The organism is Pseudomonas sp. TE3644, assembly GCF_056278815.1.
The window spans coordinates 2,594,913-2,620,852 of sequence record NZ_JBWBQF010000001.1; the positions used below are offsets into that span (position 1 = coordinate 2,594,913).

Consider the following 25,940-nt stretch of genomic DNA (forward strand, 5'->3'; position numbering starts at 1 on the left):
CCCGCGAAAAGGGCGCCACGAGGCGTCAGGGATTACGCGGTGTTCTTTTCGCGGGTAGAACCCGCTCCCACGGGATTCAATGCCGCCGCCGACGCTCCAGCGTCTGCGACGGCAGCTCGCCGAACAGCCGATTGTAATCCTGGGCAAAGCGCCCCAGATGATTGAACCCCCACTGCGAAGCAATCCCGGCAATGTTGTAGCCGCCATGCTCCTGCAACAGGCTGCGCCGCGCCGACTGCAAGCGAAAACGCTTGAGGTAGGCCACCGGCGACACCCCTACGTACACCTTGAACGCATCATGCAGCTTCTGCGCACCAATGCCCGCCGCCCGCTCGATGTCGGCCAGGCGGATGTCCTCGCCGCAGTTGTCCTCGATGAACTGCCGCGCCCGGGTCACGAATACCGGGCAGCGGCGCTGCGCCTGGTCACTCAAGGCGCTGGAGTAGTTGTTGGGCTGCGACAGAATCAGCCCCTTGATCAGGCTGCGCTCCAGGTCCCGCGTCATGGGCTGGTGGCCGAAGTACTCGGCGCCACCGTCCATCTCGTCCACCAGGTAGCGCACCATGCGCCACCACGACGCCGTGGCACCCAGTTCGGCATTAATGCACGGGTCGAACTCCAGCGGTGTCGCTGCCGGCTGTTCCAGCAGCTCTTCCAGCACCCGCTGCATCGAGGTGCAGTCGATGGCCACCTGCAGCTTGCGGCAATTGCCGCTGATGCTCAGTTGCTGCGGGTCGAACGGCGAGACGATCAACCCCGTGCCCACGTCCGATTTCAGCCGCCGCTTGCCGCAGTCCAGTTCCTGCTCGCCGTCCAGCGGCAGGCTGATGCTGTAGCGCTTCAACGAGCTGTCCGGGTCCACGCCGATGACCACGTCGGTGCCGTATTGGATACGCCCCAGCACCGTGGACAGGCCGCTCAGCACATTGGCCGAATGCTCGAATTCGATGCGTTGCGGCGCGCTTGCCTCAAGGCTGTGCGGCCCGCAGATGGTCGACATCCAGGCGCGGGCGCCGTCCAGGTCGTGGTGGGTGGCGCGGATGCCGCGGGGTTGCGGCTGGGAGGGTAACTTCATGACGACACTCTATCGGTGTGTTGATCAGGCGACCCTCACGTTACTGCAGCCGCTGTGCCAGCTCTATCCAGATTGTGCAAATAACCGGAAAACGGACAGGTTGTGCCGGAAAAGTGGATAGAAGGGCCAAGGCGCCAGCGGTTCAATCAGCCCAAGGCGGATAACCGCAGAAGGAGCCCCCTGATGAGCAGCGCAAAAACCGTAAGCCAATGGCAGCACTTCGTTGAAGGTTGCCTGGATTTTCGCCCCGTTGAAGGGGTGTACCGCATTGCCCGGGAGATGTTCACCGAGCCCGAGCTGTTTGACCTGGAGATGGAGCTGATCTTCGAGAAGAACTGGATCTACGCCTGCCACGAGAGCGAGATCGCCAGCAACCACGACTTCGTCACCCTGCGCGCGGGCCGCCAGCCGATGATCATCACCCGCGACGGCAACGGCCAGCTCAACGCGCTGGTCAACGCCTGCCAGCACCGCGGCACCACGCTGACCCGGGTGGGCAAGGGCAACCAGTCCACGTTTACCTGCCCGTTCCATGCCTGGTGCTACAAAAGCGACGGCCGCCTGGTGAAGGTCAAGGCGCCGGGTGAATACCCCGAAGGCTTCGACAAGGCCACCCGCGGTCTGAAAAAGGCGCGCATCGAAAGCTACAAGGGCTTTGTGTTCATCAGCCTCGACGTGCACGGCAGCGACAGCCTGGCCGACTACCTGGGCGACGCCAAGGTGTTCTTCGACATGATGGTGGCGCAGTCGCCCACTGGCGAACTGGAGGTGCTGCCCGGCAAGTCGGCGTACACCTACGAGGGCAACTGGAAGCTGCAGAACGAGAACGGCCTGGACGGCTACCACGTCAGCACCGTGCACTATAACTACGTGGCCACCGTGCAGCACCGCCAGCAGGTCAATGCCCAAAAAGGTGAAGCGGCCAGCGGCACCCTGGACTACAGCAAACTGGGCGCCGGCGACGCCGAAACCGATGACGGCTGGTTCTCGTTCCACAATGGCCACAGCCTGCTGTTCAGTGACATGCCCAACCCCAGCGTGCGCCCCGGCTACGCCAGCATCATGCCGCGCCTGGTGCAAGAATACGGCCAAGGCCGCGCCGAGTGGATGATGCACCGCCTGCGCAACCTCAACATCTACCCCAGCATGTTCTTCCTCGACCAAATCAGCTCGCAGCTGCGCATCATCCGCCCCATCGCCTGGAACAAGACCGAGATCAACAGCTTCTGCCTGGGGGTCAAGGGCGAGTCGGACGCCGATCGGGAAAACCGCATTCGTCAGTTCGAGGACTTCTTCAACGTGTCCGGCCTGGGCACGCCGGACGACCTGGTGGAATTCCGCGAAGCCCAGCGCGGTTTCCAGGCACGGCTGGAGCGCTGGAGCGATATCTCCCGCGGCCATGACAAGTGGGTCGAGGGCGCCACGCCCAACAGCCAGGCTATCGGCATCAACCCGGTGCTGACCGGCACCGAATTCACCCACGAGGGGCTGTACGTCAATCAGCACGGCAACTGGCAGCGCTTCCTGCTCGAAGGCCTGGCCCGCAAGGCCGCTGAAGAATCCGCCCTGAAACTGCGTGAGGTGTAACCATGAATGCCCAGCTTCACTACCAAGTCGAACAATTCCTGTACCACATGGCGGCGGCCTGCGACGCCCAGGACTGGGACCAGTACCTGGACTGCTTCAGCGAAGACAGCGAGTTCCACCTGCCCCAGTGGGACTCGGAACACGTCTACACCCAGGACCCGAAAAAGGGCATGTCGCTGATCTACTACCCCAACCGCGGCGGCCTGGAAGACCGGGTGTACCGCATCCGCACCGGCAAGGCCGCGTCCACCATCCCCATGCCGCGCACGGTGCACCTGATCAGCAACGTGCGCATCGCCCAGGGCCAGGCGGACGAACTGGAGGTGCAGGTCAACTGGCACACCCTGTACTACCGCCTGCAAGTGGCGGAGCAGTTCTTCGGCCGCGCCACTTACCGCCTGCGCCCCCACGGCGATAGCTGGAAAATTGCCCGCAAGCACGTGGTGCTGCTCAACGACACGATCAACTCGGTCCTTGATTTCTATCACCTCTGAAGCCGCGAGTGGCCGCCATGACGTACAAAGTCGCTTTCAGTTTTGCCGACGGCAAGACCCTGTTCTGCAACGTGCACAACAACGAACTGCTGCTGGACGCTGCCCTGCGCAGCGGCATCACCTTGCCCATGGATTGCCGGGAGGGGGTGTGCGCTACCTGCCAGGGGCAGTGCGAGTCGGGGCAGTACACCCAGGATTACGTCGACGATGAAGCGCTGTCGGCCGCCGACCTGGCCCAGCGCAAGGTGCTCAGTTGCCAGACGCGGGTGAAGTCGGACGCGGCGTTCTATTTCGACTTCGATTCCAGTTTGTGTGACAACACCGGGCCGAAGGTTTTCCAGGGCACGGTCAGCCATGTGGAGCGTGTGTCGGAAGGCACCGCCATTGTGCGGCTGGCGTTGGATGAGGCTGCCGGTGCGCTGGATTACCTGCCGGGCCAGTACGCGCGTTTGCAGATACCGGGGACAGGCGTCAGCCGCTCGTACTCGTTCGCCAACGCGCCGGGGGGCCATAGCCTGGAGTTTCTGATCCGCCTGCTGCCCAGCGGGGCGATGAGCGATTACGTGCGTGATCGCTGCCAGGTGGGCGATGTCATCCCGTTCGAGGCACCGCTGGGCACGTTCTACCTGCGTCATGTCGACCGGCCGTTGACCTTGGTGGCCGGGGGCACCGGGTTGTCGGCGTTTTTGGGCATGCTCGAGCAGATGGCGGCGCAGGGTGGGTGTGGTCAGCCGGTGCACTTGTACTACGGCGTGCGTACGCCGCAGGATTTGTGTGAGGTGGCGCGCATTGAAGCCTTTTCCGGACGGATTCCCGGTTTCCGGTTCATTCCGGTGATCAGTGAACGTGACGCGGTGTGGGAGGGGCATCGCGGTTATATCGTCGATCACCTCGACGCGCGGGCGTTGGGTGAGGTGCCCAGCGATGTATACGTCTGCGGGCCGCCGCCCATGGTGGAGTCGATCAAGGACTGGCTGCAGGCCCAGGCGCTGCCGGCGGTGCGGTTGTACTTCGAGAAGTTTGCCGATAGCGGCGCGTGATCCCCACCCCGTAGCCGCTGCCGCCAGGCTGCGCTGGCCCTATGCCCCACTGGAAATCTTCAGGGTTCACACCGACCAGCGCAGCCTTCGGCAGCGGCTACAGGCACCCATGTATCTGTAGCCGCTGCCGCTAGGCTGCGCTGGCCCTGTGCCTCGCAGGAGATCTGCGGGGTTCACACTGGCCAGCGCAGCCTTCGGCAGTGGCGGTCTCAGTCTGGGATGTGCAGATTATTCAGGTCGTAGACCTTGCCCCCGTCCCGGGGGGATAAACGATGGGTAAGGCGGGTACGCCCTGGATGATCGAGCGGCAGTGCCTGTCTGATCGCCACTTGCATATCCTGGAAGCAATCAAAGACCCGCCCTTTGAACGCCTCGGCAATCGCCTGTGGGAGCGGGTTGCCGCTTCCCTCCACATCCGTTCCGAGCGTGACCACACCTGGGTAGTCACGGCGATCCCTGATCAATACATACAGTGGCTTGATGTTGGACGCTGGCGGAAAGCACACCACGAAGTCGTCACTTTCAACGTTATCTGTTTTGCCGGCAGCAGCGTGTGCAATTTTCATGACCCCTGGGTAGTCTGCGCCGGACGGGTTATTCGCTCTAAGGGACGAGGTCCAGAAGATCGTCGTGGTGGGTGCCGAATCGGTAGTGAACCGGTAAACCGCCCGATGCGAATCCCATTCGGCTTTACGAACACGTACTGCGCCACTTGAAGATCCCTTCACATTAACCAGGGAAACTTTTTTCATGTGCAACTTACTTTCGTGGATAAATCCTGTTTTCAAGCGCAATGCCAGTGGTACGTGGCCTTGCGCAGTGGCTACACGCTCCAGGTCCCAACCATGGTTGGGCGTCAGGTAATCAAGAGGTACAGTGATCGCGAATCGATCATGCTCTGCAAACTGCTGGCTGAATTTCAAGACGTCGATGCACTGAAATTGTCCATCCAAGGCATTGCCCGCTTGATGCAGGGACGAGCAGGCCTGCGCCAGATCCGGCCCCAGGTATTCCATCAGGCTATTAAAGTAGTCACCGGCTTCTTCGTCCGCCAGCAGCACGGACGGATTGGCAGTGGCTCGCCCAACCGTGTCGGTAAAGGTGCCTGCCTGGCCGAGTGGCCCAAGCCCAAGTTGTCCTTCCCACGTTAGCTGCTGGTGCTTCGCCCTGGCCAGCCACTGTTGGGTCTGGTCGCGCAACCTCTGTTCGTGGGCCTGCATGCCGGTAAACCGCTGCTGGTGGGCCGTCAGCAGCGCGGTGATATGTTCGAAGGCCTGTTGGGCGTGTGGGTCGGGGCGTAGGCGAGCACGCTGTGCGTGCGCGCGGGCGGTGATCTCCAGCCCGCGTAACGTGCTGGCGCGTCGACCTACTGCTGCCCTCAGGCTCAGCTCGGCATGCCGGTGTGCCCAGGTCATGTGCATGATCAGGGCGGCCAGCGCCTGGAGTTGGCTCTTTTCAGCCACCAAGCCTGGCGTCAGCAGCGGGTGAGCGTGATGATCACGCAGCAGCATTTCCAGGTGGTTGAGTTGAAAGTCGGCCTGCCGTTCGGCCACGTCCAGGTCGTTGGCTGCTGCAACCTGAGCCGCAAAAGCCACATTCCAGTGGGCCTTGGCAGCAGCGCGCGCCGCCATGCGTTGCACGATTTCTGGGCTGATGATAGGCAAGCCTGAACGGTCAAGCGGCTCGTTCAGCGCTTTTGGCGTGGGCGCTGGTGCGCTGGGCTTGAAGCCGGGTAGGCCGGTGTTCCTGCGATAGAGCTTGAGCGCTTCGACCACGCTCCGCGCTGACGTGGTGTTCCCGGCCACCGCCTTGGGGAAGAACATCAGGTCCGCGCCCTCAGGGTGGCCGGATATCTGGTGGAAGTGAGCCACGAGGCGGTCATGTTCGGGTTCGCTGCCGTGGACATGCCATAGGTGGTTGGTGAGTTGGAGGAATTCGTGTTCGGTGTAGTCTTCCAGACGTGGTTTGAGGTCCATCTTCAAGTTTCCTGTTAGTTTTCAATGAGGTATTCAGACTCAGCCCTGTGTGGAAGGGCTGAAAGTGATATAGGTGGCCTTGCCAACCTGACTGCTAATCCACATCAGTACTTAAATAAAGCTCCAAATTGCGGGGCAACGACGTATCTGTAATGGTTTCGATTTGAGCGATTTGCGTTGGCGTGAGTTTGTATCCCAGAAAACATTCGTCATCCCTGCTCCATCCCATGATTTGCCCTAGCTGGGCAATTGAAATGGATAACTTAGTCTCGAATGAGTGGAAGTCTTCCGTTGAGCTGTATCCATGGATCAGGTGTGTCATATTGGTCATGGCTCAATTCTCCTAGGCTCTGTACGGAATGTGTATCGCTGGTGGATACTGTGGGAGCTGGCTTGCCAGCGATCTGTTGAGGCCCCTAAAGCTCGCTGGCAAGCCAGCTCCTACACCAGAACCCACCCTCACATGCTTTTTCATACAGTCTCTAGGTTCAATTTGATTAGATAGCGATCTCAGTGCCGAATATGAAGACTGATCTTTATGATTGTTATTGTAGGCGCGACACGTATTCTCCCCTGAGGCTTAGCTGAAACAGTAGCCCGTCAGGGATTGACAAATTGAACGTTAAAAATGTATTCGTCACTTCCATCCTTGAAGCCATCAAGTTGAAATATCATAGTTCAATCCTTTGTGGAGTTGTTTTTACTGTCTTTCTCGGGATCCGTTAGCCGGTCAAGGCGTTGAACTGACCGAGGTGTACGCCACGCCGGCTATACATTTTCACCGTCCCGTGCATGTAGTCCCACTCAAAAATCTGACCATTTTTATCTTTTCCAGTTGTGTCGCTCTTTTCCTCTGCTTAGTACTTTCGACTTGGGTTTGACTCGCTTGTAGAATTGCTGCATCAGCCCTCGCTCGGAGGGCTGGCTCTTAAATCATTTCTTGTGCCCTTGACTCTTGGTTCTCAACCTGGCCCGAGTTGATAGGTCAGATTCGGCAGGATTGAGATATTGCTTAATTCGACAATTGCCTCTAGTTGCTCAGCGGTTAACGTATAGACAAAGTATCCATCTTCCGGCTCTTGCCAATCCATTATTGTGCTAAGTTGCTCGGTGGATAATGGTAGTTCGACTCCAAACTCGTAAAAATCATTGCCTTCGCTAAAGCCATCAATTCTGTATTTCATGGTTCAACCCTTTTTGGTGTTTTGTTTTTGCTGTCTTTTTTCGGAATTTGTTCGCCGGTGACATGGTTGAATTCACCAAGATGAATTCCGCGACGCGTGTACATTTCCACCGTGCCATGCATGGAGTCCCACTCGAATATTTGACCTTTGTCATTTTTCCATCGGCGTCGGTCCTTGCCGCTCTTTTGGATTTTTGTTTTGGATGGGGCGATTTTTGCGTCGGGGAACGCCTCCAGGGTTAAGGGGGGCGGATGATAGGTTCCGCGTATATAGTTGAAGGCCCAATAAAGCGGCTCCGCCCCCGTCTCCGAATCCGGCAGAAAAATATAATCATCAATATCGACATCCGCTGCCGGCAGCGTCTCAACTTCCGGTAGGACAGGTACGGTTGGGCTGCCTGAATAAACCGATATCGCCGTAGGCACGATTGGTCGAGCGGGAATGCCCAGCTCATCGCCCCCCGGCGGCACGGCAGGCGTCCAGGTGATATATCGCGGTGGCAGGTCATCGGTCTGGGCACTGAATTCGCCCGTCAGCGGGTTTAGGATCGCTCGGCGGATACGAACTTCGGACATATCGCTGGCTGTCGGCGTCGACACCGCAGCCAACTGTGTGGTTTGCCCGTAGGCCCAACTGCCGATGCGTGCTGGCATGGCCAGGCCCAGGCCAGCCTCGACAAGGCGTTCAAGTTCGGCAGTGCTGGTACTCAGCAAGCGGCTCAACGGAGTGCTGAACGCCAATTGCTGGTCGTCGCCAGCCTCAGGATGTGCGTTGGCACTGGCGAAGGTCGCCATCGCCAGGGTCGTGCCATTCGCAGGGGCTTGCTGCAACTCCCCCAGGGCGTGGGTAAACGCGTTTGCCAGCAGTTGCCTGCCGTTCTCCAGCAGCTCGATGTCGCCAGCGGGTGCCAGTAGAAGCGGTCCTTGCGCCAATGCCGTCAGCTCGCCGCTGAAGGTGCTGGCGGCCTTGCGCCATTGTTCAAAGGCAAGGCGGTCCTCAAGTTGCTGCGCCAACTGTTGCGCTTGCAGCCGGGCGCGTTCCTGCTCGGCTCGTTGGGCTTTCAACGCCTCGATTTTCTGCGCGACTGCGGCAGCGAAGGATTTGCTCACCTCGTGCTGGCTGTCGCTCCAGGGCACGAATGGCAGTGGGGCAGGGCGCGGGTGGGCCGCCGTGCCAGGCTTGGCGATACGCAGGTTATCGAGATTGAAGCCATCACCGCGCTGCCTTGGTGCCTGGACGTAGTCAAAGTCCAGGGTCCGCTGTTCACCGACCCACTGCTCCCTTGGGGCCACCGGGGCGTAGCCTTTCTGCATGCGCCTGAGGTTGACCTCATCCAGCGAAGCCACCAGCGGCTGTTCCCTGGCCAGGGTGCGCCACAGGTCGGTGCGCAGGTCGGTTTCAGTGGAGTAGGTGTTCCAGCGCAACTGATCTGCAATGCTGGCAGGAATCGGCGAGCTGCCCGCCTGCTGGATCCGCTCGCGTAGGCCCGCTGCGAGTTCCTGACCTGCGCCGCTGACCACGCCAGGCTCGCGGTAGCGGCTGGTACCTGCCAGGTAAAGGTGCGGAACCGGTGAGCCTGGCGGCATGACGGCGATCACGTCATTGAAATCCAGGGTGGCGCCGGTGGGCAGCCCCTGCACGGTCGGCCGGTCCGGGGCCCAGACCAGGCTGTCGGGCATTCACCTGTCGAAGGTAGTGGGGCTGTCACCGTCTGAGGGAAGGGTCAGCTCCAGGACCGCGGCCGGAAACCCGTCCTGGGTGATGCGATAGAGGTTGTGTTCCGCGTCCCAGACCGCATGGCGAACCGGGACATCGGCGGGAATCAGCGTGTGATCGGTCTTGGCCAGGTAGAGCGCCGTCAGATCATCCCCGGCTTCGGCCCTCAGCCGGTATGGCAGGGGCAAGGCGCCCTGGGTATCGGCCAGCGAGCGCAAATGCTCGGGGTCGGCAGAATGGAACTGCTCAAGTGGCATAACCACCTGGAGGTTTCGGTCGCTCAACCTTGGCACCACATCGCTGCCCTGGCCGGCCTCGGGCGAGTGGGCCATCAAGGTCACGAAGGTGCCTGCGGCGCGCGGCGTCACTTTGCCGGCTTCCTCGAGCAGTTCAGTGATGGCTTTGCGGATGACCTGCTGCAGCAGTGCACCGATGTCGGCGGCGCCCGCGCCCCCCGTGATGATCGAGGGGCCAGCTGCGATCGCGGCGGCCTTTACCTGGGTCGTGTGAGCGGCATTGACGATTGCCTCGCGGCGCATCGCTTCCGCGCGGCGCAGGGCCTTGAGTTCGGCGCTAGCGGCAGCGTCCCGGACTTTTTGTTCCAGTTGAAGGGTTTCGCCTTTGCGACGCAGTTGCTCCCAGTGGGCTTCGCGGGCAAGGCGTTCGGCATCCAATTGCGCCTTGAAACGGGTAGCATTGGCTTGCTGTGCCTGCAGCAGCTCAAGGCTGCGCTGCAATCGTTGCGCGGCCAACGCCGCGCTGTAAGCGGCCCGCCACCGTTCAAAAGCCTGCTCGTCGTTGCCTTGTGCTTGGAGGGCATCGAGGAAAGCCTCAGTGGACTGGCCCAATGGGGATTGCGCGTAGAAGGCCTGGGCGCGCTGGTCGAGGTAGGCCAGTTCCTCGCTTCTGCGGGCAAGCAGGTGTTCGATTTTTTGCTGTTGCTTGAGGGCAACGTAGAGGTGGGCCTGTTCTGGCGGGACAGCCACCGTGATCGCGATCGCGTCCAGCTCTTGCTGTAGCTGGTCGGTGAGTTGCCCAAGTCTGGCATGATGCTGGCTGTCCAGGGTGCTGGACGTCTCACTGAAACGTTGGCTGTTGAGGATTCGCAGGGCTTGCCTGGCAGCCTCAGCTTCTTCCTTGAGGCGCTGCTCCTGCTCCTCCTTTTTGCGCTTGGCTTCGGCGGCGCGGGCCTGTGCTAGTTGTTGTTCTTGCCGAAGCCTCGCCTCTTTGCGCTTCTTGGCCTTCTTGTCGCTTACCCCAACTCCGGATAGGCCACCGGTGGAGAAGCGCACGCCCGAATTATGGCTACGGCTTGAGCCGCTCGAAATGTTTACGTATCCGTCGTCCATACAGATCTCCTTGTCTTGAAGGACAAGGGTCAGGGATCCAACGACTCAGGCTGGGGTGCATGGTTATCGGTGCGAGGCGGACATATTTCCGGGTACGTCAAAACGAAATTGAAGATGCACCCGTAGACGGAAGGCTGCGCTGGCCATGTGCCTCGCCGGAGATCTGCGGGGTTCACACCGGCCAGCGCAGCCTTCGGCAGCGGCTACGGGTTGCGGTGGTTGACAGCCCCCCATCAATTATCCTTAACTTGTACGACAACTACAGTCATCAAGCCAAGGATGTGTACATGACTCTCTCGCCTTTCTCTTAGCCACAGGGCTCGTTCCTGCAAGCCAGTTTCTCCGGCTTGTATGATGTCCATAGGATGGCACTTCCCAGCGCCATCAACCCAACAAGAATAATTCGGGTAATGGGTCACCACATGGCAATCAAACACAACGGCGCACGTGCGTCCGTCCGGCACCTGCGCTGGTGGATGCTGGGCCTGTTTCTGCTAGGCGTCACCGTCAACTACATCACACGCAATTCCCTGGGCATTCTGGCGCCCGAGCTCAAGACCGAGCTGAACATGAGCACCCAGCAGTACGCTTACGTGGTAGGCGCGTTTCAGCTGGCGTACACGTTCTTCCAGCCGCTGTGCGGTTGGCTGATTGACGTGGTGGGGCTCAAGGCCGGCTTCATGATCTGCGCCAGTGTGTGGGCGGTGGTGTGCATGATGCACGCCGGGGTCGGCTCCTGGTTGCAGTTGGCGGTGCTGCGTTTCTTCATGGGCGGCGCCGAGGCCGCTGCCACACCGGCTACGGCCAAGACCCTGGGCGAATGGTTTCCGCGCAAGGAACGGCCGGTCGCCGCGGGCTGGGCCGGGGTAGGCTTTTCGGTGGGGGCCATGCTGGCGCCGCCGATCATCGTCGGGGCCCATGTGTACTTTGGCTGGCGCGGGGCGTTTATGTTCTCCGGGGTTCTGGCGGCAGTCTGGGTGGCGCTGTGGTGGTTTTTGTACGAGGCGCCGCACCGTCATGCACGGCTCAGCGAAGGCGAGCGGGCGATGATCCTTGAGGATCAGGAACCGGAGCTGCCCAAGCAATCGCTGCCCAGCACCTTGCGCTCGGTGCTGCGCAACCGGCGTTTCTATGGCATTGCCATCCCGGCGTTCATGGCCGAACCGGCCTGGGCGGTACTGAGTTTCTGGGTGCCGCTGTACCTGGCTAACGAGCGCGGCATGGACCTCAAGCAAATCGCCCTGTTCGCCTGGGTGCCGTTTCTGGCGGCCGACCTGGGCAGCGTCACCAGTGGCTACCTGACCCGGCTCTACACCCGGGTGTTCGGCTGCTCACGGGTCAATTCGGTGGTGGCCAGTTCCGCCAGCGGCGCGGTGCTGATGGTCTCCCTGGCCTGCGTGGCGCTGACCCGCGACCCGTACGTGGCCATTGCGCTGATCTCCATCGGCGGCTTCGGCCACCAGATCATCTCCTGCATGCTCAGCGCCCTGGTGGTGGAGTCCTTCGACAAAAGCCAGATGGCCACGGTCAACGGCCTGCGCGGCTCCAGCGCCTGGATCGCCAGCTTCCTGTTCTCGCTGGTGATCGGCATGACCACCGACACCTTCGGCTTCAACCCGATCTTTATCGCCATGGGCTTCTTCGACCTGCTGGGTTGCCTGTTCATGGTGCTGTTCATCGCCGAGCGCCGCAGCGCGCGGCCAACTTCTTCGCCACTGCCCACCGAAAATCCCGGAACTGCCTTATGAAAACCTTGAAGCATTGGACGCTGGAACACCGTGGCCCTCATCACGTGGCCCTCAAGGTCGATGACCGTCACCTGTTCTGTTTGTACGTGCTGGAGCCTGCGATGTTCCGCGTGCTGGTCAAGCGCCAGGACGAACTGGCCCTGGACCGCACCTGGTCTATCGCCCCTACCCAGGATGTGCCGTGGGAAGGCCGCCCGCGTGAGAGCCTGGAAGGGTTCAGCCTGCCGGCCTTCACCCTGGAGGAGCACGAGCACGGCCTGACCCTGGCCACTGACCGCCTGCGCGTCACCGTGCATCAGCCGCTGTGGCTGCAGTGGGAATACCAGGACGGGCAGGGCATGTGGCAACCTTTGGCCGACGACCGCCCCACCAGCGCCTACCTGTTGGGCGCCCAGGGCGAAGGCGTGGCGCATTATCAGCGTCGCCATGCCGATGATCGCTATTACGGCCTGGGCGAGAAAAGCGGCGACCTGGAACGCAGCGGCCGCCGCTTCGAGATGCGCAACCTCGACGCCATGGGCTACAACGCCGCCGCCACCGACCCGCTGTACAAGCATATCCCGTTCACCATCACCCGCCGCGCCGGCGTGAGTTTCGGCCTGTTCTACGACAACCTCAGCAGCACCTGGCTGGACCTGGGCAACGAGCTGGACAACTACCACGCGCCGTACCGCCGTTATCAGGCCGAGGCCGGCGACCTGGATTACTACCTGTTCCTGGGCCCGCAGGTGCTGGACGTGACCAAGGCGTTCGTGCGCCTGACCGGCAAGACCCTGTTCGGGCCCAAGTGGAGCCTGGGTTACAGCGGCTCCACCATGCATTACACCGACGCCCCGGACGCCCAGCAGCAGCTGCTGAGCTTTATCGAACTGTGCCGTCAGCACGACATCGCCTGCGATTCGTTCCAGCTGTCCTCGGGCTACACCTCCATCGGCAACAAGCGCTACGTGTTCCACTGGAACCACGACAAGGTGCCGCAACCGCGTGAATTGTCCCAGGCCTTCCACGCCGCGGGGCTGAAACTGGCGGCCAATATCAAGCCGTGCCTGCTGCAGGATCACCCGCTGTATGCGCAGGTCGCCGAGCAGGGCCTGTTTATCCGCGATTCGGAACACGACGCCCCGGAGCGCTCGGTATTCTGGGACGACGAAGGTTCGCACCTGGACTTCACCCACCCGCAGACCATCGCCTGGTGGCAGGCCAACGTCACCACTCAGTTGCTGGAAATGGGCATCGACTCCACCTGGAACGACAACAACGAGTACGAGGTGTGGGACAGCAACGCCCGCTGCCACGGCTTCGGTCGTCCCATCGCCATCAAGCACATCCGCCCGGTGATGCCACTGCTGATGATGCGTGCTTCGCTGGAAGCCCAGCAGCGTTTCGCCCCCGACAAGCGTCCGTACTTGATCTCGCGCTCCGGTTGCGCCGGCATGCAGCGCTACGTGCAGACCTGGAGCGGCGACAACCGCACCAGTTGGCAAACCCTGCGCTACAACACGCGCATGGGCCTGGGCATGAGCCTGTCGGGGCTGTACAACGTCGGCCACGACGTGGGCGGTTTCAGCGGTGCCAAGCCGGACGCCGAGCTGTTCGTGCGCTGGGTGCAGAACGGCGTGATGCACCCGCGCTTCACCATTCATTCCTGGAACGACGACCACACCGTCAACGAGCCCTGGATGCACCCGGCGGTGACGCCGATGATTCGTGAGGCGATCAACCTGCGCTATCGCTGGCTGCCGTATTTCTACACGCTGTTCTGGCAAAGCTGCGTGGATGACGAGCCGATGCTGCGGCCGACGTTCCTGGACCATGAGGATGATCCGCGTACGTTCGAGGAGACCGATGACTTCATGCTCGGTCGCGATGTGCTGGTGGCCAGTGTGGTGAGTCAGGGCGAGCGTAGTCGCAGTGTCTACCTGCCGGAGAACCGGCATGGCTGGTATGACTATCACAGCGGCCAGTGGCATGCAGGCGGGCAGACCGTCGTGCTGGACGCGCCGTTGGAACGCTTGCCGTTGCTGGTGCGGGCCGGGGCGGCGTTGCCGATGTCGGGGCGCTGCGCCCATGTCGATGTGGCGCGTGATGATCAGCGCGAGCTGTTGGTGTTTGCGGTGCCCGGGCAGGGCGATAGCCGCGGGGTGCTGTTTGAAGATGATGGGGAAAGCCGTGGCTGGGAGCAGGGCAATGCGCTGTGGATCGAGTGGACGCTGCGCAGCGATGCACAGCGCATTGACCTGCAGATCACCCAGCGCGGCGATTTCCGCCCGGCGTGGGCGGAGCTTGCGGTGAAGCTGAGCCAGGGTGAAACCCGTCCGCTGTTCATCAACGGCACCCCGGCGGATCGGTATCCCCTCGCGTAATCCGTAGCCGCTGCCGAAGGCTGCGCTGGCCCTGTGCCTCGCTGAAGATCTTCAGGGTTCACACCGGCCAGCGCAGCCTGGCGGCAGCGGCTACGGGTGATCAGCGCTGTAGCCGCTGCCGAAGGCTGCGCTGGCCCTGTGCCTCGCTGAAGATCTTCGGGGTTCACACCGGCCAGCGCAGCCTGCGGCAGCGGCTACGGTTGATCAGCGCTGTAGCCGCTGCCGAAGGCTGCGCTGGCCCTGTGCCGCGCTGAAGATCTTCAGGGTTCACACTGGCCAGCGCAGCCTGCGGCAGCGGCTACAGGCCCGCCACCAGGGATTCGCGGGTGATTTCGCGGATGGACTTGGCCCCCGTCAGCACCATCGCCACGCGCATTTCCTTCTCGATCAAATCCAGCAGGTTGCTCACCCCGGCGCCGCCGGCCGCCGCCAGCGCGTACATGAAGGCGCGCCCTAGCAGCACCGCATCGGCGCCCAAAGCAATCATGCGCACGATGTCCAACCCGCTGCGAATGCCCGAGTCCGTCAGGATCGACAGCTGCCCCTTCACCGCATCGGCAATGGCCGGCAACGCGCGGGCGCTGGACAGCACGCCGTCCAGCTGCCGGCCCCCGTGGTTGGACACCACGATGCCGTCTGCGCCAAAACTCACCGCATCACGGGCATCCTGCGGGTCGAGGATGCCTTTGATCACCATCGGCCCTTGCCAGAAGTCACGTATCCACTCCAGGTCCTTCCAGGAAATGGACGGGTCGAAGTTGTTGCCCAGCCAGCCGATGTAGTCGGCCAGCCCCGTGGGGTTGCCACGGTAGGTCGAGATATTGCCCAGATCATGGGGCCGCCCCAGCACACCCACGTCCCAGGCCCAGGCCGGGTGGGTGACGGCTTGCAGCATGCGCCGCATCGGCGCGTTGGGGCCGCTCATGCCCGAATGGGCGTCGCGGTAGCGGGCGCCGGGGACCGGCATGTCGACGGTGAAGATCAGCGTGGTGACGCCGGCGGCCTTGGCGCGCTCCAGCGCGTTTTTCATGAAGCCGCGGTCCTTGAGCACGTACAGCTGGAACCACATGGGCCGCTTGATCGCCGGGGCCACTTCTTCGATGGGGCACACCGAGACGGTGGACAGGGTAAACGGGATGCCCTTGGCGTCCGCCGCCTTCGCTGCCTGCACCTCGCCACGACGGGCGAACATGCCGGCCAGGCCGATGGGCGCCAGGGCGGCGGGCATCGACAGGGTTTCGCCGAACAGTTGGGTTTCCAGGCTCAGCTCAGACATGTTGCGCAGCACGCGCTGGCGCAGGGCGATGTCGGCCAGGTCATCGACGTTCCGCCGCAGGGTGCGCTCGGCGTAGGCGCCGCCGTCGAGGTAGTGGAACAGGAAGGGGGGCAGTGTGCGTTGCGCCGCGGCGCGGTAGTCGGTTGAAGCCGAGATGATCATGGGTGCAGGGTTCCCTCAACTGCTTGATGATGCAGGCAGTGTAGCCGCTGCCGCAGGCTGCGCTGGCCGTTGTGGTCGCTGCACATCCTCAGTGTTCATGCTGACCAGCGCAGCCTGACGGCAGCGGCTACGGGGGTGTGACAAAAAATAATTCTCATTTAACTAGTTGTTCTGCTATGCCTACTGGGTCACCTAATCCAGCGAGGAAAGCGAGATGACAGGTGCAAAGAAAATGAGTGTTGTACAACTCACGATGTTGACCGCCGTCAATATGCTCGGCTCCGGCATTGTGCTATTACCCACCAAACTGGCCGAAGTCGGCGGCATCTCGATTTTATCCTGGCTGATTACGGCCACCGGCTCCCTGGCCCTGGCCTACGCCTTCGCGCGCTGCGGCATGCTGAGCCGCAAAACCGGGGGCATGGGCGGTTATGCGGAATATACGTTCGGCAAGTCCGGGAATTACATCACCAACTACACCTATGGCCTTTCACTGTTGATTGCCAATGTAGCGATCAGTATTACAGCGGTCGGTTATATCCAGACGCTGTTTGATATAAAGCTGGACTCGTTGCAAGTCGGCCTGGCCACTATCGGCTTGTTGTGGCTGACCACTTTCGCCAACTTCGGCGGTGCCAGTATTACCGGCAAGATTGGCGCGGTCACGGTGTGGGGCGTGATTGCTCCGGTGGTGCTGGTGTCCACCGTGGGCTGGTTCTGGTTTGACAGCAGCACTTATGCCGCCGGCTGGAACCCCCACGACAAGACCTGGTACGAGGCGGCCGGCGCTTCGGTGGCGATCACCCTGTGGGCCTTCCTGGGGCTGGAGTCGGCGTGCGCCAACGGCGACGCCGTGGAAAACCCCGAGAAGAACGTGCCCATCGCCGTGCTGGGCGGCACCCTCGGCGCTGCGGTGATCTACATCGTGTCCACCAACGTCATCGCCGGCATTGTCGACAACGCCGAGCTGGTGTCCTCCACCGCGCCATTCGGCCTGGTGTTCGCGAAGATGTTCAACCCCGCCATCGGCGACCTGGTCATGGGCCTGATGGTGCTGGCCTGCATCGGTTCGCTGCTGGGCTGGCAGTTCACCGTGGCGCAGGTATTCAAGAGCTCGGCGGACACCGGCTACTTTCTGCCCATCTTCGCCAAGGCCAACCAGCATGGCGTGCCGATCATCAGCATGTTGATTCTGTTGGCGATCCAGACAGCCATGGCCTTCCTGACCATCAGCCCGGACCTTGCCAAGCAGTTCGACACCCTGGTCAACCTGGCGGTGGTCACCAACCTGGTGCCGTACATCCTGTCCATGGCCACGCTGACCACGCTGCAGAAGATTTCCAACGTGCCGGCGCGCCAGGCGCTGATCACCAATATCGTCGCCGGCATTGCCGCGGCCTACAGCTACCTGGCGCTGTACAGCTCCGGTGCCCAGGCGCTGATGTTGGGCGGCGTGGCCACCATCGTCGGCTACACGCTGTTCGGCTTCGTTAACACCCGGTTGATCCGCCTGGAAGCGCTGAACAACAGCGTGCCCACCCAGACCGTCGCCGCCCGCCACATCCAGGGCCAGGCGATCCCGGTCAATGACTTGAGCAACGAGGTGCACCCATGAGCGAATATCGACAATTGCTGGGCATGCTGGCGCTGCTGGTCAGCCCGCCGCCCGACAAGCGCAGTGTGTTCGGCCGCGCCCTGAATCAGTTGATCAGCGACGTGGAGGAACGCGCCATCAGCGTGCTGGTGTCGGAAAACCTCAACGACGCCACCTCGATCCTGCGCACCGACCCGGCCATCCAGTGCGTGCTGCTAAGCTGGGAGATGGACACCAGCGAAGGCCATCAGGCCTGCATCGACCTGCTGACCGCGCTGCGTCAGCGCAACACACGGGTGCCGGTGTTCCTGATCAGTGACCGCAGTACCGCCTCCAGCGTGCCGTTGATCGTGATGCAGCACGCCGATGACTTCATCTGGCTGCCGGAGGACACCAGTCGCTTTCTCAGTGGCCGCATTCTGTCTGCCATCGAGCGCTATCGCCAGGCGGTGCTGCCACCCATGTTCGGCGCGCTGCTGCGCTTTGCCCGCTCGTATGAATATTCCTGGCACACGCCGGGGCATGCCGGTGGCACGGCGTTCCTCAAAAGCACGGCAGGGCGGGCGTTTTACGAGTTTTTCGGGGAAAACCTGCTGCGTTCGGACCTGTCGATCTCGGTGGGCGAACTGGGCTCGCTACTCGATCATAGCGGCCCGATCGGCCAGGGCGAACGTTATGCGGCCAAGGTGTTCGGCGCGCATCGTACGTATTACGTCACCAACGGTTCATCCATGTCCAACCGGGTGATCCTGATGGCCAGCGTCACCCGCGACCAGATCGCCCTGTGCGACCGCAATTGCCACAAGTCCGCCGAACACGCCATGACCCTGTCCGGCGCGATCCCCACCTACCTGGTGCCCACTCGCAACCGCTACGGCATCATCGGCCCCATCCTGCCGCAGACGCTGAGCGCCGAGGGCGTGAAGCAGGCCATCGCCAACAACCCGCTGGTGCACAGCGGCATTGACCCGGCGCCGGTGCACGCCATCATCACCAACTCCACCTACGATGGCCTGACCTACAACGTCACCCGCGTGGAAGGGCTGCTGGGGCAGAGCGTCGACCGCCTGCATTTCGACGAAGCCTGGTACGGCTACGCGCGGTTCAACCCGCTGTACCGCGACCGCTTTGCCATGCACGGCAGCCCGGCCGACCATGACACGACGGGGCCCACGGTGTTCGCCACCCAGTCCACCCACAAACTGCTGGCGGCGCTGTCACAGGCGTCGATGATTCACGTGCGTGACGGCCGCAACCCCATCCCCCATGGGCGCTTCAACGAGTCGTTCATGATGCACGCGTCGACCTCGCCCAACTACGCGATCATGGCCTCGTGCGACGTCAGCTCGGCCATGATGGAAGCGCCCACGGGTGAGATCCTGACCACCGAATCCATCGAGGAGGCCATTGCCTTTCGCCAGGTGATTTCGCGCATGCACAGCGACCTGCTGAGCCACGATGACTGGTTCTTTGCCTGCTGGCAGCCGCCCAGCGTCAAGGTCGATGGCCTGGACGTGGCGTTCCACGAAGTGGACCCCGTGCTGCTCAAAACCGAGCCGCGGTGCTGGGTGCTGCACCCCAACGCCGTGTGGCACGGCTTCGGCGACATCGAAGACAGCTACTGCATGCTCGACCCTATCAAGGTGTCGGTGCTCAGCCCCGGCATGGGTGACGATGGCAGCCTGCTGGAGACCGGCATCCCGGCCTGCGTGCTGACCGCCTACCTGGGGCGCCAGGGCATTGTGGTGGAGAAGACTACTGACTTCACCATTCTGTTCCTGTTTTCCATCGGCATCACCAAGGGCAAGTGGGGGACGCTGGTGAATGCCTTGCTCGACTTCAAGCGTGACTACGACAGCAACCTGGAATTGGAGCTGTGCCTGCCTGACCTGCTGGCGGCGCATCGACAGCGCTACGCCGGCATGGGCCTCAAGGACCTGGCCGACGAGATATTCGCCGCCATGAAGCAGCACAAGACCACGGCCGCCATGGCGCAGGCATTCGGGACCTTGCCCGAGGCAGTGTTCAGCCCGGTGCAGGCGTACGAGAAGCTGGTGCGCAATCAGGTGGAGCGGGTGAGCCTGGCGCAGGCAGCGGGGCGGATCGCGGCCACGGGGATTGTGCCGTACCCGCCGGGGATTCCGCTGCTGATGCCGGGGGAGAAGGTGGGCGAGCTGCAAGGGCCGGTGCTGACGTACTTGCGGGCGCTGGAGGCGTTTGATCGCTCGTTTCCGGGGTTTACCCATGATACCCATGGCATTGAGAGCGAGGAGGGGGATTACTATCTGTTGGTGCTTAGCGAGCATGGATAGCGTCTTGAAACCGAGTCGCCTGCATCGCGACCAAGGTCGGCTCCTACGCGGTCCATGGTAGGAGCCGGCCTTGGCCGCGATGCGGACAACGCCGTCCTGTAGCGGCAACTGTCTTTGTGGGAGCGGGTTCTACCCGCGAAAAGCACACCGCGGCATATTAGGAAGTGCGCGTGCCCTTCTTCGCGGGTAGAACCCGCTCCCACAGTGTGTACCCCGCTTCTGTAGCAGTAACTGTCTTGAATCCGCGTCGTCTGCATCGCGACCAAGGTCGGCTCCTACGCGGTCCGTGGTAGGAGCCGGCCTTGGCCGCGATGCAGGCGACGCCGTCCTGAAGCATCAACTGTCTTGATGTGGGAGCGGGCTCTGCCCGCGAAGAGCGCGCCGCAGTGGTTCAGATACTTCGCGGTGTTCTGTTCGCGGGTAGAACCCGCTCCCACACGTTGTAGCAGCGGCCGCCAGGTCGCGTCACGGGCACTGCGGTTCGTCAGGAACACCGCGTTTGGCCCGACGCAGCCTTCGGCAGCTGCTACATTGAGTATCCAGTCACAGCACCTGCAAAAGCCCACGACAGCGGCAAACCAACATGGCGATGCAACCCAGGGCGGGCGGCCTACCGCCCGGCGCAGTGGTCCCCCCCAGTCCTGATGCGGGCTCGGTCGACGCCCTGTGCCAATGGCTGGGGCGGCATGCGGGACTCAAACCCGCCGATCTGGAACGCGCCACGCGCCTGGCACCACCGGGCAGCGACGGTCTGGCATTGCCGGGGCTGCTGACGCGGCTGGGCATTGTCTCCGAGCAGGAACTGGCCCGTGGCTGGGCCACCGTGCTGGACGTGCCGCTGCAGGACGTCGAACAGGCGCCCGACACCCTGGCGCCCTTGCCACCGCTGAGTGAACGCTTTTTGCGCCACCATCACCTGGTGCCGCTGGCTTGGCAGGACGGCCAACTGCACATGCTGCTCGCCGAACCCGCTGACCCTTACCCCTTGCGCGCGGTGGCCTTCGCCTGCCAGTGCCCGGTGCGGTGCTGTGTAGGAACACGCAGCGACGTCGACAGCCTGATCGAGCGCTATTACGGCCAGGGCCGCTCGGCCATGGGCAGCCTGATCGAAAACCTGGGCGACGGCGTGGGCGAGCAGGCCGATGACATCGAACACCTCAAGGACCTGGCCAGCGAGGCGCCGGTGATCCGCATGGTCAACCTGATCCTGCAACGGGCGGTGGAACAGCGTGCCTCGGACATCCATATCGAACCCTTCGAAAGCCAGTTCAAGGTGCGCTACCGCATCGACGGTGTGCTGGTGGACGGCGAGGCACCGCCCACCACCTCGGCGCCGGCGGTGATCAGCCGGGTCAAGATCATGGCTCGCCTGGACATCGCCGAGCGACGCCTGCCCCAGGACGGCCGCATCATGCTGCGCATGCAGGGCCGCGAGCTGGACCTGCGGGTGTCCACCGTGCCCACCAGCTTCGGCGAGTCGGTGGTGATGCGCCTGCTGGACCGCCAGACCGTGAGTTTCGACCTGCCCAGCCTGGGCTTCGATGGCGAACGCCTACAGGGCTTTCTGGCGCTGCTGGACCGGCCCCACGGCATTCTGCTGGTGACCGGCCCCACCGGTTCGGGCAAGACCACCACCCTGTACACCGCGCTGACCCGGCTCAACACCAGCGAGCGCAAGATCATCACCGTGGAAGACCCGGTGGAGTACCAGATCGAGGGCATCAATCAGATTCAGGTCAAGCCGACCATCGGCCTGGACTTCGCCGCCACGCTGCGCTCCATCGTGCGCCAGGACCCGGACGTGATCATGATCGGCGAGATGCGCGACCTGGAAACCTGCCGCATCGCCATCCAGTCCTCGCTCACCGGCCACCTGGTGTTGTCGACGCTGCACACCAACAGTGCCGCCGCCAGCATCACCCGGTTGCTGGACATGGGCGTGGAAAGCTACATGATCGCCTCCACGGTGATCGGCATTCTGGCCCAGCGCCTGGTGCGGCGCCTTGACCCGTTGTACGCCGAGCCCTTTGAAGCGCCGCCCGCGCTGGTGGCCGAGCATGGCCTGGAGCGGTACACCACGCAGCGCCCGATTCTGTTGTACCGCCCCCGCAGCGATGCGCCCGGCGGCGGCTACCGCGGCCGCTGCGCCATCACCGAGTTGCTGGTGATGAATGAGGAGGTGCGCGGCCTGCTGATGAACCACGCCGACGCCGCCACCTTGGAGCAGGCCGCACGCCGGGGCGGCCTGCGCACCCTGTATGAAGACGGCCTGCGCCAGGCGCTGGCGGGCATCACCTCGCTGGAAGAGGTGCTGCGCGTCACGCGCAGCGAGTGACCATGGCCAGTTTCCGCTACCGCATCCTCGACAGCGATGGCAGCCCCCAGCAGGGCGTGCAAGAGGCCCGCGATCGCGAGGCGCTGGCCGCCCACCTGCAACGCCAGGGCGCCCTGGTGCTGCACATCGAACCGGCGGGCGGGCGCTGGCTGGCCTGGCAACCACGGCGCGGGCTGAATGCCGCTGCCTTGGTGGCCTTTACGCAACAGCTGGCGATTCTGCTGCATGCCGGCCTGGCGCTGGACCGCGCCTTGGGCATCCTCATCCACCAGCCTGGCAAAGGTCAGGCACCGGTGCGCGCGCTGTTGACCCGCGTGCGCGAAGGCGTCAAGGCCGGCCAGCCGCTGTCGGCGGCGCTGGCCCTGGAGCCTGCGCAGTTCAGCCCGCTGTACCTGAGCCTGGTGCGCGCAGGCGAGGCGGGCGGGGCCTTGCAGGACAGCCTGCAGCAACTGGCCGACTACCTGGAACGCAGCCAGGCCCTGCGCGGCGAGGTGATCAACGCACTGATCTACCCGGCGTTCCTGGTGGTGGGCGTATTGGGCTCGCTGGTGTTGTTGCTGGCGTATGTGGTGCCGCAATTTGTGCCGATCTTCCAGGACCTGGGCGTGCCGATCCCGCTGGTGACCGAACTGATTCTGGCCCTGGGGCAATTTTTCAATCGCTTTGGCCTGCTGGTGCTGGCGCTGCTGATCGGCCTGGCGTTGCTGGGGCGGCGCCTGGCCCGTGACCCGGCCCGGCGTCAGGCGCTGGACCGGCGCCTGCTGCGCTGGCCGGTGGTGGGCGGCCTGTTGCAGCGCCTGGAAGCGGCGCGCCTGGCGCGTACTTTGGGGACCTTGCTGCACAACGGCGTGGCGCTGCTGGCGGCGCTGCGCATCGCCACCGAAGTGGCCAGCAATCGCGCCGTACGTGCCCAGGTGCAGGCGGCCACCGAGCAGGTCAAGGGCGGCGACTCCCTGACCCTGGCCTTGAGCCGCGACAACCTGTTGCCGGAACTGGCGGTGCAGATGATTCAGGTAGGCGAGGAGGCCGGCCAGCTCGACACCATGCTGCTGAAGGTGGCGGACGTGTTCGATGCCGAGGCGCGGCGCAGCATCGCCCGCCTGCTGGCCGCCCTGGTGCCCACCCTGACCATTGTCATGGCCGTAATGGTGGCGTTCATCATGTTGGCCATCATGCTGCCGCTGATGAGCCTGACCAGTAATATCTGAGGGCTGAACATGAAGCAGTCACGCGGTTTTACCCTGCTGGAGATGCTGGCGGTGATTGTGCTGCTGGGCATCGTCGCCACCATCGTGGTGCGCCAGGTGGGCGGCAATGTCGACAAGGGCAAGTACGGCGCGGGCAAGGCGCAGTTGGCCAGCCTGTCGATGAAAGTCGAAAGCTACGGCCTGGACATGGGCGCGCCGCCGCGGGATTTGAACCAGTTGGTCGAAAAGCCCGCCGGCGCCAGTCACTGGGCGGGGCCGTATGCCAAGCCGTCGGATTTGAAGGACCCGTTCGGGCACGCTTTCGGTTATCGCTACCCCGGCCAGCACGGCAGCTTCGACTTGATCTTTTTCGGCCAGGACGGCCAGCCGGGCGGCGAGGGCTACAACGCCGACCTGGGCAACTGGGAATGAACACGCTCCGTTCCGGCTTCACCTTGCTGGAGCTGTTGCTGGTGATCGCCCTGATGGCGGTGGCTCTGGGCGTGCTGGGCGTGGGCCTGGGACGCGGGATGGAGGCGGCCCGTGAGCGCCAGGCACTGCGCGACATTGTGGGTGCGCTGCGCCAGGCCCGGACGCAATCGGTGCTCAGTGGCGTGCCCGCGCAGGTGCGCTTCGACCTGCCGGGCCACCGCTTTCAGGCGCCTGGCCAGGCACAAGGGCGCTGGCCGGCCGACCTGGCCCTGCAACTGACCACGGCCGCCGATCTGGGGCCGGCGGTGGCGTTCTATCCGGACGGCAGTTCCAGCGGCGGCAATCTGCTGTTGGCCCGTGGCGAGCGGCGGTGGCGCATCGACGTTAGCTGGTTGCTGGGCGATGTGCGTTTGCAGGTGCTGCCATGAAGGGCTTCGGCCTGCTGGAGATGCTCGCCGCCCTGGCGGTGTTTGCCGTGGGCTGCACGGTGCTGCTGGTGGCCTTCGGGCAGGCGACGCGGACCCTGGAGCAGGTGCGCGCCAGTGATCACCTGAGTCTGGTGGCGCGCAGTTTGATCGATGCCCGCCGTGATCAACGCTGGGTACCCGGGGACAGCCAAGGCAGCAGCGACGGTGTGCAATGGCGCTTGCGCGTCAGCCGCGAGCCCGGCTCGGCCACCCTGTTGCCACTGCTACGCATCGACCTGCACGTGCGCGAAGGCACCCGCAGCCTGCGCCTGAGCACGCTGGCGGTGCAGGCCCAGGCCGATCTGGATGCCCAGCGGTGAGGCGCCTGGCCGAGGGCTTCACCCTGCTGGAAATGCTGGTGTCCCTGGCGTTGCTGGCGGTGCTGATGGGGTTGCTGGGCACGGCCTTGATCGGCGCCAACCGGGCGCTGGCCAAGGGCGAACGCTTCAGCCAGCAGCTTGAGCAGATGCGCGCCAGCCAGAATTTTCTGCAGCGCGCCTTGCAAGGCGCGTTGCCAGTGGGGCTGGACAACGACGAGCAGGCACGGGTGTTCGACGGCGAGCCGCAGCGGCTGGTGTTCGCCGCCGGCCTGGACAGCGCCCTGGGCGGCGGCATTCAGATCCACACCGTGGAGTTGGTTCAGCACACCCTGCAAGTGCACTTTACCCAGCTGCTGCGCGGCGAACTCAAGCCCTGGGGGCAGCCGCAGGTACTGCTGGACAACGTGCGCGACCTGCACCTGAGCTATCGCGGCCGTGACGAGCGCGGCCGCGCCACGGCCTGGCTGCCGCGCTGGCCATGGCCGACGCGCCTGCCCCAGGCGGTGCGCATCGAACTGGCCCACGGTGGCCCGGTGCCGTGGGCCACGCAGGTGGTGGCGCTGCGCCTGGAGCTCAGTGACCAGGCGGGGGCGCAATGAGCAGCCGTCAGCGCGGCATGGCGCTGCTGTTGGTGCTGTGGGCCATGGCGCTGTTGGCCATGCTGCTGGCCGGGCTGGTGGTGGAAGTGCGTCAGCAAGCGCGGCTGAGCCTGTGGCAGCGCGAACACACCCGCGCCAGCCTGGCCGCCGAAGCCGGTCTGAACCTGGCCGTGCGCGCGTTGAGCGATCGCGATGGCCAGCGGCGCTGGCTGGCAGATGGCCGCGAGCAAGCGCTGCGTTTTGACGATGCGGCGCTGCAGGTCAGCGTGCGCAGTGAACGCGGCAAGCTTGACCTCAACGCGGCGCCTGCCACGGACTTCGCCCGGCTGCTGCAGGTGCTGGGCGCCGCGCCCGCCAGCAGCCAGGCGTTGGCCCAAGCACTGGAGCAGCGCCGCGACGGCAACCAGCCGCCAATACGGGCGCTGGAGGAGCTGCGCGATCTGCCCGGTATGAACGTTCGGCTGTATCAGGCGCTGCTCGACCAGGTCACCGTGTGGAGCGGTCAGGAAAGCCCCGACCCGGCGTTCGCCACCCCAGTGCTGCAACGTGCCTTGAGCCTGCCCAAGGTGGCCGCGCTGGGCGCTGACCCCGGGCAGATCCTCAGTATTCGCAGCCAAGCGCGGTTACCCGACGGATTCACCGCCGTGGTCGACAGCACGGTGCTAATGTCACCGATGGAGAACGGCGCGCGTCCCTTCAGAATCGTGCGCTACAACCCGTGAGA

The 25,940-nt window shown here is 63.4% G+C and carries 21 protein-coding genes and 1 pseudogene; 14 read left to right on the forward strand and 8 right to left on the reverse strand.

Annotated elements, in window-relative coordinates:
* Positions 1–76: 76 nt before the first annotated feature.
* Positions 77–1,075: an AraC family transcriptional regulator gene (locus ACZ9GA_RS11460; protein WP_457362566.1), complete on the reverse strand. Its 999-nt coding sequence runs from the start codon at positions 1,073–1,075 to the stop codon at positions 77–79.
* A 183-nt stretch (positions 1,076–1,258) separates the two neighbouring features.
* Between ACZ9GA_RS11460 and antA the strand changes: the two genes are divergently transcribed.
* The 3 genes from antA to antC are packed head-to-tail and all read left to right on the forward strand — an operon-like array spanning position 1,259 to position 4,196.
* Positions 1,259–2,662: an anthranilate 1,2-dioxygenase large subunit gene (antA, locus tag ACZ9GA_RS11465; protein WP_457362565.1), complete on the forward strand. Its 1,404-nt coding sequence runs from the start codon at positions 1,259–1,261 to the stop codon at positions 2,660–2,662.
* A gap of 2 nt (positions 2,663–2,664) precedes the next feature.
* Positions 2,665–3,156: an anthranilate 1,2-dioxygenase small subunit gene (gene antB / locus ACZ9GA_RS11470; protein WP_457362564.1), complete on the forward strand. Its 492-nt coding sequence runs from the start codon at positions 2,665–2,667 to the stop codon at positions 3,154–3,156.
* 17 nt (positions 3,157–3,173) lie between these two features.
* Positions 3,174–4,196 carry an anthranilate 1,2-dioxygenase electron transfer component AntC gene (gene antC / locus ACZ9GA_RS11475; protein WP_457362563.1) on the forward strand — a complete coding sequence of 341 codons (1,023 nt, stop codon included), beginning with the start codon at positions 3,174–3,176 and terminating at the stop codon, positions 4,194–4,196.
* Between the two features lie 209 nt (positions 4,197–4,405).
* Here antC and ACZ9GA_RS11480 read toward each other — a convergent pair whose 3' ends face one another.
* The 6 genes and pseudogenes from ACZ9GA_RS11480 to ACZ9GA_RS11505 all read right to left on the reverse strand — a co-directional run bounded on the left by ACZ9GA_RS11480 (position 4,406) and on the right by ACZ9GA_RS11505 (position 10,421).
* Positions 4,406–6,172, reverse strand: a complete 1,767-nt coding sequence (locus ACZ9GA_RS11480) for a bacteriocin immunity protein (RefSeq protein ID WP_457362562.1) — start codon at positions 6,170–6,172, stop codon at positions 4,406–4,408.
* 94 nt (positions 6,173–6,266) lie between these two features.
* Positions 6,267–6,503 carry a DUF7683 domain-containing protein gene (locus tag ACZ9GA_RS11485; protein ID WP_457362561.1) on the reverse strand — a complete coding sequence of 79 codons (237 nt, stop codon included), beginning with the start codon at positions 6,501–6,503 and terminating at the stop codon, positions 6,267–6,269.
* Between the two features lie 391 nt (positions 6,504–6,894).
* A pseudogene (locus ACZ9GA_RS11490) lies at positions 6,895–6,990 on the reverse strand (colicin E3/pyocin S6 family cytotoxin); the annotation flags it as partial.
* Between the two features lie 144 nt (positions 6,991–7,134).
* The gene (locus ACZ9GA_RS11495; protein ID WP_457362560.1) at positions 7,135–7,356 is read right to left on the reverse strand and encodes a DUF7683 domain-containing protein; all 222 of its coding nucleotides are present in this window, start codon (positions 7,354–7,356) and stop codon (positions 7,135–7,137) included.
* Positions 7,353–9,035 (reverse strand): colicin E3/pyocin S6 family cytotoxin, encoded by a 1,683-nt coding sequence (locus ACZ9GA_RS11500; RefSeq protein ID WP_457362559.1) that lies wholly within the window; start codon positions 9,033–9,035, stop codon positions 7,353–7,355. The genes ACZ9GA_RS11495 and ACZ9GA_RS11500 overlap by 4 nt, the downstream gene beginning before the upstream one ends.
* The gene (locus ACZ9GA_RS11505) at positions 9,036–10,421 is read right to left on the reverse strand and encodes an S-type pyocin domain-containing protein (RefSeq protein WP_457362558.1); all 1,386 of its coding nucleotides are present in this window, start codon (positions 10,419–10,421) and stop codon (positions 9,036–9,038) included. It lies immediately after the preceding gene.
* 422 nt (positions 10,422–10,843) lie between these two features.
* Here ACZ9GA_RS11505 and ACZ9GA_RS11510 point away from each other — a divergent pair, with 422 nt between their 5' ends.
* Together ACZ9GA_RS11510 and ACZ9GA_RS11515 are read left to right on the forward strand one after the other, a co-directional pair.
* Positions 10,844–12,169 (forward strand): MFS transporter, encoded by a 1,326-nt coding sequence (locus ACZ9GA_RS11510; protein ID WP_457362557.1) that lies wholly within the window; start codon positions 10,844–10,846, stop codon positions 12,167–12,169.
* A complete protein-coding gene (locus ACZ9GA_RS11515) occupies positions 12,166–14,532 on the forward strand; it encodes a glycoside hydrolase family 31 protein (RefSeq protein WP_457362556.1) in 2,367 nt (788 codons plus the stop codon). The genes ACZ9GA_RS11510 and ACZ9GA_RS11515 overlap by 4 nt, the downstream gene beginning before the upstream one ends.
* A gap of 298 nt (positions 14,533–14,830) precedes the next feature.
* On the opposite strand, the gene lldD is transcribed toward ACZ9GA_RS11515, so the two are convergent.
* Positions 14,831–15,970 (reverse strand): FMN-dependent L-lactate dehydrogenase LldD, encoded by a 1,140-nt coding sequence (lldD, locus tag ACZ9GA_RS11520; protein ID WP_457362555.1) that lies wholly within the window; start codon positions 15,968–15,970, stop codon positions 14,831–14,833.
* A gap of 214 nt (positions 15,971–16,184) precedes the next feature.
* Here lldD and potE point away from each other — a divergent pair, with 214 nt between their 5' ends.
* From potE to ACZ9GA_RS11565, 9 genes are all read left to right on the forward strand, one after another.
* Positions 16,185–17,585, forward strand: coding sequence for a putrescine-ornithine antiporter (gene potE, locus ACZ9GA_RS11525; protein WP_457362554.1), 1,401 nt, complete (start codon positions 16,185–16,187; stop codon positions 17,583–17,585).
* Positions 17,582–19,876 (forward strand): Orn/Lys/Arg family decarboxylase, encoded by a 2,295-nt coding sequence (locus tag ACZ9GA_RS11530; RefSeq protein WP_457362553.1) that lies wholly within the window; start codon positions 17,582–17,584, stop codon positions 19,874–19,876. The genes potE and ACZ9GA_RS11530 overlap by 4 nt, the downstream gene beginning before the upstream one ends.
* Positions 19,877–20,501: 625 nt before the next feature.
* The gene (gene gspE, locus ACZ9GA_RS11535; RefSeq protein ID WP_457362552.1) at positions 20,502–22,211 is read left to right on the forward strand and encodes a type II secretion system ATPase GspE; all 1,710 of its coding nucleotides are present in this window, start codon (positions 20,502–20,504) and stop codon (positions 22,209–22,211) included.
* A 2-nt stretch (positions 22,212–22,213) separates the two neighbouring features.
* Entirely contained in the window at positions 22,214–23,419 is a 1,206-nt protein-coding gene (gene gspF / locus ACZ9GA_RS11540; RefSeq protein WP_457362551.1) for a type II secretion system inner membrane protein GspF, read from the forward strand.
* 9 nt (positions 23,420–23,428) lie between these two features.
* Positions 23,429–23,830 carry a type II secretion system major pseudopilin GspG gene (gspG, locus tag ACZ9GA_RS11545; protein WP_457362550.1) on the forward strand — a complete coding sequence of 134 codons (402 nt, stop codon included), beginning with the start codon at positions 23,429–23,431 and terminating at the stop codon, positions 23,828–23,830.
* Complete coding sequence (locus tag ACZ9GA_RS11550; protein WP_457362549.1) at positions 23,827–24,258, forward strand: GspH/FimT family protein; 432 nt, start codon at positions 23,827–23,829, stop codon at positions 24,256–24,258. The genes gspG and ACZ9GA_RS11550 overlap by 4 nt, the downstream gene beginning before the upstream one ends.
* Positions 24,255–24,617 (forward strand): type II secretion system protein, encoded by a 363-nt coding sequence (locus ACZ9GA_RS11555; protein WP_457362548.1) that lies wholly within the window; start codon positions 24,255–24,257, stop codon positions 24,615–24,617. Before ACZ9GA_RS11550 ends, ACZ9GA_RS11555 begins: the two co-directional genes overlap by 4 nt.
* A complete protein-coding gene (locus tag ACZ9GA_RS11560) occupies positions 24,614–25,216 on the forward strand; it encodes a type II secretion system protein GspJ (protein ID WP_457362547.1) in 603 nt (200 codons plus the stop codon). Before ACZ9GA_RS11555 ends, ACZ9GA_RS11560 begins: the two co-directional genes overlap by 4 nt.
* Positions 25,213–25,938, forward strand: a complete 726-nt coding sequence (locus ACZ9GA_RS11565; protein ID WP_457362546.1) for a type II secretion system minor pseudopilin — start codon at positions 25,213–25,215, stop codon at positions 25,936–25,938. Before ACZ9GA_RS11560 ends, ACZ9GA_RS11565 begins: the two co-directional genes overlap by 4 nt.
* Positions 25,939–25,940 lie beyond the last annotated feature (2 nt).